Origin of the sequence: Dinoroseobacter sp. S375 (genome assembly GCF_049800775.1) — a bacterium.
Lineage (GTDB): Bacteria > Pseudomonadota > Alphaproteobacteria > Rhodobacterales > Rhodobacteraceae > Dinoroseobacter.
Map to the genome: position 1 here is coordinate 483,723 of NZ_JBNAFR010000002.1, position 12,767 is coordinate 496,489.

At 65.5% G+C, this 12,767-nt stretch carries 12 protein-coding genes and 1 tRNA gene; 8 read left to right on the plus strand and 5 right to left on the minus strand.

Annotated elements, in window-relative coordinates:
• Positions 1-97: 97 nt before the first annotated feature.
• From ACP150_RS07080 to ACP150_RS07115, 8 genes are all read left to right on the plus strand, one after another.
• On the plus strand, positions 98-571 hold the full coding sequence (locus ACP150_RS07080) for an Lrp/AsnC ligand binding domain-containing protein (protein WP_424965868.1): 474 nt from the start codon (positions 98-100) through the stop codon (positions 569-571).
• A 170-nt stretch (positions 572-741) separates the two neighbouring features.
• Positions 742-1,458: a GntR family transcriptional regulator gene (locus ACP150_RS07085; RefSeq protein ID WP_424965869.1), complete on the plus strand. Its 717-nt coding sequence runs from the start codon at positions 742-744 to the stop codon at positions 1,456-1,458.
• Positions 1,455-2,615, plus strand: a complete 1,161-nt coding sequence (locus ACP150_RS07090; RefSeq protein WP_424965870.1) for an enolase C-terminal domain-like protein — start codon at positions 1,455-1,457, stop codon at positions 2,613-2,615. The genes ACP150_RS07085 and ACP150_RS07090 overlap by 4 nt, the downstream gene beginning before the upstream one ends.
• 24 nt (positions 2,616-2,639) lie before the next feature.
• Complete coding sequence (locus ACP150_RS07095) at positions 2,640-3,677, plus strand: transporter substrate-binding domain-containing protein (RefSeq protein WP_424965871.1); 1,038 nt, start codon at positions 2,640-2,642, stop codon at positions 3,675-3,677.
• A gap of 48 nt (positions 3,678-3,725) precedes the next feature.
• On the plus strand, positions 3,726-4,877 hold the full coding sequence (locus tag ACP150_RS07100) for an amino acid ABC transporter permease (protein WP_424965872.1): 1,152 nt from the start codon (positions 3,726-3,728) through the stop codon (positions 4,875-4,877).
• Positions 4,877-5,965 carry an amino acid ABC transporter permease gene (locus ACP150_RS07105; protein ID WP_424965873.1) on the plus strand — a complete coding sequence of 363 codons (1,089 nt, stop codon included), beginning with the start codon at positions 4,877-4,879 and terminating at the stop codon, positions 5,963-5,965. The genes ACP150_RS07100 and ACP150_RS07105 overlap by 1 nt, the downstream gene beginning before the upstream one ends.
• Before the next feature lie 52 nt (positions 5,966-6,017).
• Positions 6,018-6,944 (plus strand): aminotransferase class IV, encoded by a 927-nt coding sequence (locus ACP150_RS07110; RefSeq protein WP_424965874.1) that lies wholly within the window; start codon positions 6,018-6,020, stop codon positions 6,942-6,944.
• Between the two features lie 29 nt (positions 6,945-6,973).
• Positions 6,974-7,942, plus strand: a complete 969-nt coding sequence (locus tag ACP150_RS07115) for an Ldh family oxidoreductase (protein ID WP_424966027.1) — start codon at positions 6,974-6,976, stop codon at positions 7,940-7,942.
• 162 nt (positions 7,943-8,104) lie between these two features.
• On the opposite strand, the gene ACP150_RS07120 is transcribed toward ACP150_RS07115, so the two are convergent.
• From ACP150_RS07120 to ACP150_RS07140, 5 genes are all read right to left on the minus strand, one after another.
• Positions 8,105-8,179: transfer RNA gene (locus tag ACP150_RS07120), tRNA-Glu, on the minus strand.
• Between the two features lie 88 nt (positions 8,180-8,267).
• Positions 8,268-10,022 carry a single-stranded-DNA-specific exonuclease RecJ gene (recJ, locus tag ACP150_RS07125; RefSeq protein ID WP_424965875.1) on the minus strand — a complete coding sequence of 585 codons (1,755 nt, stop codon included), beginning with the start codon at positions 10,020-10,022 and terminating at the stop codon, positions 8,268-8,270.
• Between the two features lies 1 nt (position 10,023).
• Positions 10,024-10,995 carry a class II fructose-bisphosphatase gene (gene glpX, locus ACP150_RS07130; protein WP_424965876.1) on the minus strand — a complete coding sequence of 324 codons (972 nt, stop codon included), beginning with the start codon at positions 10,993-10,995 and terminating at the stop codon, positions 10,024-10,026.
• Between the two features lie 124 nt (positions 10,996-11,119).
• Positions 11,120-12,406, minus strand: coding sequence for a homoserine dehydrogenase (locus ACP150_RS07135; RefSeq protein WP_424965877.1), 1,287 nt, complete (start codon positions 12,404-12,406; stop codon positions 11,120-11,122).
• 84 nt (positions 12,407-12,490) lie between these two features.
• A complete protein-coding gene (locus tag ACP150_RS07140) occupies positions 12,491-12,727 on the minus strand; it encodes a hypothetical protein (RefSeq protein WP_424965878.1) in 237 nt (78 codons plus the stop codon).
• Between the last annotated feature and the right edge of the window lie 40 nt (positions 12,728-12,767).

Sequence of the window (12,767 nt, forward strand, 5' to 3'; positions counted from 1 at the left end):
CCTGCCATAGAGGGTACCATTGACCGCGAAGTCGATTTCACTTAGTTTTCGATTTTTGAAGGTGGTTCAGCTTATTTTGGGTCTCAATTGGGAAGAAATGACTATCAAAATCGACCTGGATAGTGAACTTGACCGTATTGATCGTCGGATCATCGACGAACTGTCGGTGGATGGCCGCATGACCATCACGCAACTGGCGCAGCGGTTGGGGCTGTCCAAGACCCCCTGCACCGTGCGCCTGAACCGTCTGATCCGGGACGGTTACATCCTTGGATTTCGGGCGGTGACCAATCCGGTGAAGCTGGACCGCAGCCATGTCGCCTTTGTCGAGGTCAAGCTCAGCGACACCAAGGAGGCCGCACTGCGCGCCTTCAACGAGGCGGTCAGGGAGCTGCCGGAGGTCGAGCAATGCCATATGATCGCCGGGCCGTTCGACTATCTGCTGAAGGTCCGCTCGAAGGATATTCTGGAGTATCGCCGTGTGCTGGGGGAGCGGATCTCGACCCTGCCTTACGTGTCGAACTCATCGACCTATGTGGCGATGGAATCGGTGAAGGAAACCGGCTTCTAGGATACGGTTTGCCCACAGAACGTGCGCCAAGCCCGGTGCAGCGTCCGATGCGCAATTCAGAAATGCGCATTCGAACAGCAGCTTGCGCGAAGTTCGGGAGGCGCCGTCGTTTCCCTTGATTTGTCGACAGGCTGTATGCAACGCTCGGGCAACTCGCATGAGGGCCGTGAATGGAGCGCACGAAGTATCGACGAGGATCCGCCGGGACGGAGATCTGCGACCGTCTGCGCACGGAGATCCTGACGCTCCAGCTGGCGCCCGGGAGCCCGCTGGACGAGACGGCCCTCTCCGAGCGGTTCGGGGTGTCCCGCTCGCCGATCCGCGAAGCGCTGAACCGCTTGCTGGTCGAGCGGCTGGTGCAGACCCTGCCGAACCGCTCCACCGTGGTAGCACCAATCGACCTGCGCAATTTTCCGCAATTCATCCAGGCCTTCGACGTGCAGCAGCGCTTTGCCACGCGGCTCGCGGCCCAGCACCGGACCGAGGATGATCTGACCCGTTTGCGCGCTCTGGCGACGGCCTATAACGAGCATGCGATTGCCGGGGGCGGGCTTGCGATCATCCATGCCAATTACGAGTTCCACGCGGCGGTGGGCGCGGCCAGCCGGAACAAGGTGGTGCAGCGGCAATATGGCGAGCTGCTCTCCGAGACCCGGCGACTTCTGCATATTCACATCGACTATCTCGACACGAAGCGGGATCGCTCGCTGCTGCGGGATCAGCATTTCGACATCGTGGATGCGATCGAGGCGCAGGATGTCCTGCTCGCCGACAAGTTGGCCCATGCCCATACGATGCAGTTCCATGACCGCTTTCTCAAGGCGCTGCAGCACCAGCCCGAAAAGCGGCTGATGGCGCTCGACCTCTGGCCAGAGGAGAGGCCATGACCCGGATCGCGCGCGTGGAACTCTATGCCCATTGCAACGCGCTGGGCGGCAAGGTCTGGAACCCGGCGATCCGCTGGTCCGACAAATTCGCGGTCTTCGTGGTCGTGCGGGACACGGCGGGGCAGGTCGGCATCGGGGAATGCTGGTGCTTTGACGCGGCGCCGGATGCCTTGATGGCCTTCTTGCGCACCGAGGTCGTGCCGCAGTTTCTGGGCGCGCCGCTCGCAGCCATGGAAGAGATCGCGCGCGCCATGCTCGACAAGGCGACGCTGACCGCCCGGCACGGGATCCTGAGCTCGGCCCTGTCGGGGCTGGATCTGGCGATCTGGGATCTGCGGGCGCGCCATGCGGGACGTCCCCTGTGGCAGCTGCTCAACCCTGCGGGCACGGGCCGCGCGCCGGTCTATGGCAGCGGCGGGCTCTACGGGGTCGACAAGACCCCGGCGGATCTGCGGGACGAGATGGCGGGCATGGTCGCGTCGGGCCACGGCATCGCCAAGATGAAGGTCGGGGCCCTGAGCCCGGACGAGGATCGCCTCCGTGTCGAAGCCGCGCTGACGGCCTTGCCCCCGGGGCGCAGCCTGATCATCGACGGGGTCTACAGCTATACCGCGGTGGAGGCTCGCGCCTTCTACGCATGTCTGCCGCAGGACCGGATCCTGGCCTTCCAGTCGCCCGTGCCCGCCTCGGACCTTGCGGGGATGCGCGCCCTGACTGCGGCGGGCGTACCGGTCATGGCGGTGGAGGCCGAATACCGCCCCAAGCTGCAGGCGCAGCTTGTGGAAGAGGGGTGTGTGCGCTTCCTGCAGGTCGCGCCCATCGCCGTGGGGGGCGTGTCGCGGATTAGGGCCTTGTGCGATCTGGTGGCGGGGACGCCTGTGGATCTGTCGCTCGAGGTGTCCTCGACGGCCCATGCCTTTGTCGCGGCGGCGCATATGGCGGCGGCCTATCCGCAGATCGCCCATGTGGAATACCACTATGTCCACCATGTCTTCTTCGACCAGCTGAGCGCCCAACCGGTCGGAGGGGCGTTTGCCCTGCCGATGCAGCCCGGCATCGGGATGGCGCCGCCGCTCGATCAGCTCACCCATCACGCGACCCTCAACCATGAGGGCACCGCCCCCGTTCCAGACCTTCAGCCATCGATTGAAGCTTAACCTGTCCAACTTCAGGAGGACCAAATGATTGGAAACCTATTCACACGCCTGACCGCGACCGCTGTGGCGTTCGGCATGGCCACGCCGGCCCAGGCCGCCGATCCCGGCCCGACCGTCACCGCGATCAAGGAGCGCGGGACGCTGCTCTGCACCGGCCATAACGGCAGTTATCTTGGGTTTGCCGAGGTCGACGACCAGGGCGAATGGACCGGCTTCGATATCGAGTTCTGCAAGGCGCTGGCCACCACCATCCTCGGCTCGCCCGACGCGCTGCAGATCATCCCGGTCAGCTGGGCCCAGCGGTTCCCGGCACTGCAATCGGGCGATATCGACGTCATCATCAAGGTGACCGGCTGGACCCAGAGCCGCGATACCGAGCTTGGCCTGCAATACGGGCGGACCTATTTCATCGGGCCGACCAATGTGCTGGTGCGGTCGGATCTGGGCGCCGAGAGCACGGCGGATCTCGAAGGCGGTGTGTTCTGCATCAATGCGGGCACCTCGATCGAGCGGATCGTGGCCGATTACATGGGCGCGCGCGGGATCTCCTACGAGGCGCTGAACTTCGAGAAGGGCGAAGAGCTCCGCGCGGCTCTTTATGCCGGGCGTTGTGACGCGCTGGCGGGTTTCGGGCCGTTCCTTGCGGCGACGCGGTTCAACGCACCCAATGCCGAGGATTTCACCATTCTCGACGAGGTGCTCGCACTTGAGCCCGAGGGCATTGCCGCCCGCGAAGGCGATGACGGCTTCATCGACATCATCAACTGGATGGTCTCGGCCCTGCTCATGGCCGAGCAGAACGGCATCACCATGGCCAATGTGGACGAGATCCGCGCCAATCCGCCCTCGGCCTCCATCGAGCGGCTTCTGGGCGTCAGCCCGGGTGTGGGCGAGCGCCTCGGCCTGTCCGATGACTGGGCCTATAACATGATCAAGGCCGTCGGGAATTACGGCGAGATCTATGACCGCACGGTGGGCGAGAACAGCCCCTACAAACTGCCGCGCGGCAAGAACCACCTGTGGACCAATGGCGGTATGCTCTACCCGCTGGTCCTCGACTAAGGGAGACGGGTGCGGGCGGCCTCGGGTCGCCTGCATCCACCATGCACCATGGCTCAAACCGCTCCGAAACGCATCAACGTCAAGCACTGGCTGATCCAGGGCACCTTTCTGGTGGCCGTGATCGGGGTGGTGGTCAGCTTCACGGTGATTGCCCGTGACAACCTGCTCTCACAGGGCATCGCCACCGGCTTCGGCTTTCTGGAGCGGAGCACGGGCTGGCCCATCAATTTCGCCCTGATCGAGGTCTCGGACCGGTCAAGCTATGCGCGGATGCTGAGCGCGGGCCTGCTCAACACCCTGGTGGTCGGGCTGCTGGGGCTGTTTTTCGCCACCCTGTTCGGGGTGGTTCTGGCCCTTGCCCGGATCTCGAACAACGCGGTGTTGAACCTGATCGGCACGGTCTATGTCGAGGTATTCCGGAACGTCCCGCTGATCCTGCAGGCGTTTTTCTGGTACGCGGTCATGACCCATCTGCCGCGCCCGCGCGAGGCGATCTCGCTGGGCGGGTTTGGGTATATCTCGAACCGGGGCATCATGCTGCCGGGGCTGGATTTCGGGCTCTGGGATCTGGTGCTGCTGGTGGCGGGGCTGGGGCTTCTCTGGGTCGGGCTGCGGTGGCTGATCCAGCAGGGACGGCTGCGTCCGACCCTGTTCTGGCCGAGCCTTGTGGGGATCGGCGCGCTCCTCTTTCTCGTGCTGCTCCTGACCGGGCGGACACCTGACGCGGCCCTCGTCTCGATCCCGGAACTCAAGGGGCTGCGCTTTGTCGGCGGCTTCGCCATCAAACCCGAATTTTCGGCCCTGCTGATCGCGATCACGGTTTTCGGGGCGGCCTATGTGGGCGAGATCTTTCGCGGCGGCTTCCTGTCCGTGGATGTGGGCAAGACCGAGGCCGCCATGGCGCTGGGCCTTTCCCCGTGGCAGGTCAACCGGCTGATACGGATCCCGCTGGCGATCCGCGCGGTGCTGCCGGCGCTGTCGAACCAGTATATCTGGCTGATGAAGGCGACGACGATCGGGATCGCCATCGGCTTCCCGGATTACTTCATGATCGTATCGACCTCGATCAACCAGAGCGGCCAGACCATGGAGCTTCTGGGCCTTCTGATGGCGGGCTTTCTGCTGATCAACCTGTCCATCGGGACGGTGATGAACATCATCAACAAGCGTTTGGCGATCAAGGGACGGGAGGCTGAGTGATGGCGATGATGACCGACACCCCCATGGCCCCGCCCGTGCGGCTTGGCCTGCTGAGCTGGATCCGTAAACGCCTGTTCGCGACTTGGTTCGACGGGATCGTGACGCTGCTCTTCGGCATCGGCGTGGCTTGGGGGCTGTGGCAGGTGCTGGAATGGGCACTGGTCGACACGGTACTCGAGGCCGAGTCCGGTGCCGCCTGCCGCGAGGTGAGCGGGGCCTGCTGGGCGGTGATCAACGCGCGCGGCCGGCTTATCCTGTTCGGGCTCTATCCCTTTGAGGAACACTGGCGCTCGGCGCTGGCCTGCCTCGCCATCATCATCGTGGCGGTCTGTTCCTGCATCCCGTGGTTCTGGCGGATGAGCCGTCTGGCGCTCCTCTGGGTGCTGGGGTTTGGCACCTTCCTTGCGCTGATGTATGGTGGGTTCCTTGGGCTTGAGGTGGTCACGACCGAGAAATGGGGCGGGCTGTCCCTGACGGTGCTGCTCTTTGCCTCGGCGCTTGTCTTCGGGATGCCCCTGGCGATCTGTCTCGCGCTTCTGCGGCGGTCGAAACTGCCGGTGATCCGCAAGGTGGTCGGGCTGTTCATCGACACCATTCGGTCGCTGCCCCTGCTGACCCTGCTCTTTGCGGCGGCGGTGGTGGTGCCATTCGTGGTGCCGGACTGGGCCCAGGGCGACAAGCTCGTGCGGGTCATCATCGCCTTCACCATCTTCTTTTCCGCCTATCAGGCCGAGATCATCCGCGCCGGCCTGCAGGCCATCCCCGAAGGCCAGGAGGAGGCGGGCGCCGCCCTCGGCCTGCATTATTTCGGTGTGGTCTTCCTGATCCTGCTGCCGCAGGCCTTCCGCAATGCGTTGCCGGCGACGATCAACCAGGTGGTGATCACCTTCAAGGAAACCTCCATCGTGACGATCATCGGCTTTTTCGAGATCATGGCCTCGGCCAACGCGGCTATCGGGCGCGGCGACTGGAGTGGCCAGTTCATCGAGGTCTACGTCTTTGTCGGCGCGATCTACTTCGCCTTTGCCTTTGGACTGTCGCGCTACGGTGCCTATCTCGAACACCGCGCGAAACGCGCGGATCGATGACACCGATCCCGTACCCCATGCGAAACCCTATGACTGAGAAAGATCCGCGCCGATGAGCCAGGACACGCACACCACCCACAGCGCCGAAGACGATATCCGCAATCGCGACATCAAGATCTATGTGAACGGCGCACTCCTGCATCGCGATGAGGCCAAGGTCTCGGTCTATGATGCGGGCTTCATGCTGGGCGACGGGATGTGGGAGGGGATGCGCCTCTATAACGGGAAATGGGCGTTCTTCGACGAGCATATGGACCGGTTCTTCAACTCCTGCAAAGCGGTCTCGCTGGATGTGGGGATGGATGCGGACGGGATCCTCGAGGCGCTGACCATGACCGCCGAGGCGAACGGGATGACCGACAACGCCCATTGCCGGATGATGCTGACCCGGGGGATCAAGGACAAACCGTTCCAGCACCCTTCGCTCAGCCGCTCGGGCCCGACCCTCGTGATCATCATGGAGCATTCGCGCCCGGTCGAGGCCCTGCAAAGCCGGGGGATCCGTCTGGCCACCGTGCCTCAGGCGCGCGGGCTGCCCATGACCCAGGACGCCAAGTATAACAGTCATTCCAAGCTGAACTGCGTGATCGCCTGCCTGCAGGCCGAGCAGGCCGGGGCGGATGAGGGGCTGATGCTGGATCCCCATGGCTTCGTGAACACCACCAATGCCTGCAACTTCTTCATCGTGCGCCGGGGCGAGGTTTGGACCTCGACCGGGGATTACTGTATGAACGGCGTGACCCGTCAGAAGGTCATCGACCTCTGCCGGGCCGATGACATTCCGGTCTTTGAGAAGAACTATTCGCTCTACGAGGCTTACGGCGCTGAGGAGGCCTTCCTGACCGGCACTTTCGGCGCGCAGACCCCGGTGAGCGAGATCGACGGCAAGCCCATCGGCACCGGAGAGCGCCCGATGACCGCGCGGATCCGGGCGCTTTACAAGGCAGCGATTCAGGAAAATGTAGGAGCAGTCCCATAGAGCCCACCACCGACCTGTACCTCGACGAGATCCACGCGCTCGTCCTCGCCGTCTTGCAGGCCCATGGCGCTGACGAGGCCAATGCCGCGGCGGTGGCCGAGACCGTCACCCGAGCCGAGCGCGACCGGGCACTGTCCCACGGGCTGTTCCGGGTGCCGGGTTACGTGAAGGCACTGCAAAGCGGCAAGGTGAAGGGCGATGCCCGTCCCGTGCTGAACGCGGCGACCCCGGCGGTCATGCGCTGCGATGGGGGCAACGCCTTTGCCCCCATGGCGCACAAGACCTGCCTGCCGCCGCTGATCGAAGCTGCGCAGACCTTTGGTCTTGCCGGTGTTTCGATCCAGCGCTGCCATCATTTCGCAGCCCTCTGGCCCGAGATCGAAACCCTCGCCGAGGCCGGGCTCGTGGGCATCACCTGCGTGTCCTACCTGCCCTGGGTGGCGCCCCATGGCGGGCAGGTGCCGATCTTTGGCACCAACCCGTTCGGCTTTGCCTGGCCACGCCCGGGGCGCGATCCCATCGTGATCGACATGGCCACGGCGGCCATGGCCATGGGCGAAGTGCAGATCGCCGCCCGTGAAGGGCAGGCGGTGCCCCTTGGCACTGGCCTCTCCCCCAGTGGGGAGCTGACAACCGATGCGGCGGAGATTGCGAAGGGGGTGCTCTTGCCCTTTGGCGGGCACAAGGGCTCGGCGCTCGCCCTGATGATCGAGCTTCTGGCCGGTCCCATGGTGGGGGAGGCCTTCTCCTTTGAGGCGCAGGCGCGCGACAATGGCGATGGCGGCCCGGCGCAGGGCGGACAGTTCATCCTCGCCATGTCGCCGGCGGTGTTTTCCGACGCGGATTGGGCCGCGCAGACCGAGCGCTTTGTCGCGGTCTATGACGGTATCGAAGGCGCGCGCCTGCCCGGGGCCAAGCGCCATGCCGCGCGGCGCGATCCCGGGGTGCGGGCGGTGAACACGCCGCTCCTGACGGAGATTCGCGGCCTGCTGGCCTGAAACCGCGCGCAGTGCTGGGGTGGCGCATGACGGGGCCTGGCTGGAGCGGGTGCGCGAGTCACCTGCCTTGTGGCGTCGAACAGCGCTGCGCTTCGCGTTCTGTGTCATCGTCTTGTCTGTGTGGGAAAGCGCGTTCAGGATCAACGCGATACGATCAGAAAATGGCAGCCCGTAGGGGAATCGAACCCCTCTTTCCAGGTTGAAAACCTGGCGTCCTAACCGATAGACGAACGGGCCACTCAGATCGTGGAGAGGTTACTAGGCAAAGCCTGCCACGCGCGCAAGCGGAAAATGCACGAATTTGCGTGGCAAATTTTGCCGCGCTTTAGGTGGCCTCGGCCGCGTCCTCGATCCGCAGTTGTGGCGTCTGGCGACCACCCCATGTGTTGATCTCCACCCGGCCTGCGAGATGCATCGGCGGCGCGTTCGTGGCGGATAGAACCGGGCCGAGCGGACCGTCAAATGCGCCAAAGGCGATGGCGTTCATCCGCGTGCCGCAGGGGCCTGCAAAGGTCACGCGCAGATGGCTTTCCCCCACCCGTTTGGCAAAGCTGATCCGGACATTCGGGAAGGCAAAGCGCGGGGCAGGGGCGGCAGCGCCGAAGGGACCCGCCGCCTCGATCTGGGTGATGAGCTCGGGCGTGATCGCCGCCGGGGCGAGCAGGCCGTCGAGCTTCAGCGCGCTCGGCCCCAGCGCATCCGCGCCCTGCTGCGCGAGCAATTCCGTCAGGCGCGCCATGGCCGGGTCGAGCTGCGCACGGCTCAGGGACAGGCCCGCCGCCATCTTGTGTCCGCCCCCTTTCGCGATCAGCCCCTCCTGGGACAGACGCTGGATCGCGGCGCCAAGATCGATTCCAGGGACCGACCGGCCCGACCCCTTGCCGTCATCGCCATCGAATCCGATGACGATGGCCGGGCGCTGGGCGGTCTCCTTCAGGCGCGAGGCAACGATGCCCACCACGCCGGGATGCCACCCGTCGCCAGCAGCCCAGGCCAGCGGCTTGTCGAGACCGCGCGCCTCGGCCTGGTCGAGCGCCTGGGCGCGGACGCTAGCCTCTATCTCGCGTCGCTCGGTGTTGAGCGCATCGAGGCGTTCGGCCAGGGCGGCGGCCTCGTGCGGATCATCCGTGGACAAGAGCCGCGCGCCGAGATCCGCCGCGCCAATCCGGCCCCCGGCATTCACGCGCGGCCCCAGCACGAAGCCCAGATGGTAGGCCGAAGGCGCCGTGTCGAGCCGCGCCACATCCGCCAGCGCCGTCAGGCCCGGACGCGCGCGCCGCCCCATCACCGACAGCCCCTGCCGCACGAAGGCGCGGTTCACCCCTGTCAGCGGCGCGACATCGGCCACCGTGGCCAGCGCCACCAGATCCAGCAGGCCCATCAGGTCGGGCGTCTGCTGTCCGGCGGCACGCAATTGCCGGTTGGCCTCGACCAAGGCGAGAAACACCACTGCCGCCGCACAAAGATGGGCAAGCGCGCCATCCTCGTCCTGCCGGTTCGGGTTCACCACGGCGAGGGCGGCTGGCAGCTCTTCGGCGCCCAGATGGTGGTCGAGCACGATGACATCGGCCCCCTCGACCGCGGCAATCGGCTCGAAGGACAATGTCCCGCAATCGACGCAGAGGATGAGGTCATGCGCCGCCGCAAGTTTGGTCATGGCGGGCGTGTTCGGGCCATAACCCTCGTCGATCCGGTCGGGAATATAGAGCGTCGCATGTCGCCCGAGGGCACGCAGCCATGACAGCAGCAATGCTGCGGACGATCCCCCGTCCACATCGTAATCCGCAAAGATCGCGATGCGCTCGTTCCCCGTGACGGCGGCGTTCAGCCGGGCTGCGGCGGCCTCCATATCCCGGAGGGCGCGCGGATCAGGCAGGAGATCCCGAAGGGTAGGCGCGAGAAAAGCCTCCACCTGCTCCGGGGCGACGCCGCGCCGGGCCAGAACGCGGCAGAGCGCGTCGGGCAACCCGGTCATCTGCACCAGATGTTCCGATGCGCGATCCTGATCCGCGGACAGACCTGTCCACCGCCGACCCGTGATCGACGTCTGGACCCCCAGAAACGCAGGGGGCGTGGTCATGTCAGGCGGCGGATGTGGGGTTCCGATAGATCATGCGCCGCACGGAGCCGGTCTTGGACCGCATCAGGATCGTCTCGGTGGTCAGGTAGCCGACCTCCCGCTTGATGCCCGACACGACCGATCCATCGGTCACGCCCGTGGCGGCAAAGATCACATCGGCGGTCACCAGCTCGTCACGGGTATAGATCCGGTCGAGATCCTCGATCCCGGCCTTGCGGGCGCGGCCGATCTCGTCGTCATTCCGGAAGAGCAGTTTGCCATACATCTGCCCGCCCATGCATTTCAGGGCTGCCGCGGCCAGAACACCCTCGGGTGCGCCGCCGGAGCCCATATACATATCGATCCCGGTGATCGCGGCCTCGGCGCAGTGGATGACCCCGGCCACATCCCCATCGGTGATCAGGCGGATCGCGGCGCCGGTCTTGCGGATCTCGGCAATGGTCTCTTCATGACGCGGGCGTTCCAGAACGCAGACGGTCACGTCCTCGGCGGACCCGCCCTTGGCCTTGGCCAAGGCATGGACCCGCTCGGACGGGCTCATGTCGAGGGTCACGGTGTCGGTCGGATAGCCCGGCCCGATCGCCAGCTTGTCCATGTAGACGTCCGGCGCATGCAGCATCGAGCCGCGCGGCCCCATGGCGATCACCGTCAGGGCATTCGGCATGTCCTTGGCGGTCAGAGTCGTCCCCTCCAGCGGGTCCAGCGCGATATCCACCGCGGGGCCGGTCCCGGTGCCCACCTCTTCGCCGATATAGAGCATCGGGGCTTCGTCCCGCTCGCCTTCGCCGATCACCACCACGCCGTTGATGTCGAGCATGTTCAGCTGGTCGCGCATGGCGTTCACGGCGGCCTGATCCGCCGCCTTCTCGTCACCGCGCCCGATCAGGCTGGCGGAGGCGAGGGCAGCCTGCTCGGCGACACGGGCCAGGCCCAGGGAAAGCAAACGGTCGTTAAAATCGGCAGGGGCGGTCATGGAGTGTCCTTGTCAGCAGAAAAAGTCGCTGGCGTATGGATACCGATGCTGCACTGCAAAGAAAACCCTGCGCCTGAGAGAGCTGGGCGGAATGGCGCTTTCGTCACAGCGGCAAATAGGCCGGTCAGTCGGCCTCGATGCGCAGGGCGACGGGGTCTCCCAGGACCACGCCGGTCTTGGGCAGGGCCTCAAGGGCGGCATCGATGGCGTTGCGCGCGGCCTTGTGCGTCACGATCAGCACCGGGGCCGAGGCATCCTCGTGGCCGTATTGACGCATCCGGTCGATGGAGACGCCGGCATCGCCGAGCACGCTGGCGACCTTGGCGAGGGCGCCGGGTTTGTCCTCCAGCTCGAGCCGCAGGTAATAGGGCGCCGCCACGGCGGATTGCGCGCGGATCGGGGTAACCAGCGCGGTGGCCGGTTGCCCGAAGGTCGAGATCCGGTCGCCGCGCGCGATATCCATGACGTCCGACAGGACCGCCGAGGCGGTCGGGCCTTCGCCAGCCCCCGCGCCGCGCAGCACGATCTGGCCGACCTCATCGCCCTCGATGACCACCATATTCGTGCCGCCCTCAAGCTGACCAAGGGGCGATGTCGCCGGAACGAGGCAGGGGCGCATGCGTTGCTCGAGCCCGCGACCGCTGCGCTGGGCGACACCCAGCAGCTTGATCCGAAAGCCCATATCGGCCGCATGGCGGATATCGTCGAGGGTAACGCGATCGATCCCCTCCAGCTCGACGCCCTCGAAATCCACCTTGGTGCCAAAGGCGATGGAGGCCAGCAGGGCCAGCTTGTGGCCCGCGTCGATCCCGCCCACATCGAGCGTCGGATCGGCTTCGAGATAGCCGAGCTTGCCCGCTTCTTCGAAGAGGATGTTGTAGCCCAGGCCCTCGGCCTCCATCCGGGTGAGGATGTAGTTGCAGGTGCCATTCATCACGCCCATGACGCGCAGGATCTCGTTGCCAGCGAGCCCCTCGGTCAGGCCTTTGACCACCGGAATCCCCCCGGCCACGGCGGCCTCGAAGCGGATCACATGGCCTGCGGCTTCGGCCATCTCGGCCAGCGCCTGCCCATGGATCGCGAGCATCGCCTTGTTCGCGGTGACCACATCCTTGCCCGCTTGCAGCGCGGCTTCGGTTGCGGCCTTGGCCGCTCCGGCCTCGCCCCCCATCAGCTCGACAAAGACATCCACGTCATCGCGGGTGGCCAGCGCTACCGGATCGTCTTCCCAGGCATAACCGCTCAGATCGACGCCGCGATCCTTGTCGCGGCTGCGTGCGGAGACGGCGGTGACCACCACCGGGCGGCCTGCACGGGCACTCAGCAACTCGGCCTTGCCGGCTACGATTTTGACGACACCGGCACCAACCGTGCCGAGCCCGGCGATGCCTAGGCGAAGAGGGGACGTCATGGGGCTGCCTCCGAGGGTGAGCGATGAGCAAACAGAACTGGCGTTCTCGTAATCAATCAGATCGCCGCATGCAACGCGGTAGCTCTATTGCGCGGCCGCGGCGCGACGCTGCAGGGCCGCGCCCCGGTTCAGAAGACGCTCGGTCTCCTCGCTGGGTTCGGCATCCTCCGCGGTCGGCAGGTCAAGCTGCGCGCGCGGCAGCAATTCCGGCGCAGGCTCCGTGCGTCCGGCCTCGGTCACCGCCGCGTCGAGAAATGTCAGGTCCGTGCAACCCGCAAACAGCAGGGCCATGGCCGCGATGGAAAGGAGGGGTCGACGCATGGTGGCAGCTTATGTCGGCACAGCGGGGCGCTAAAGTGAA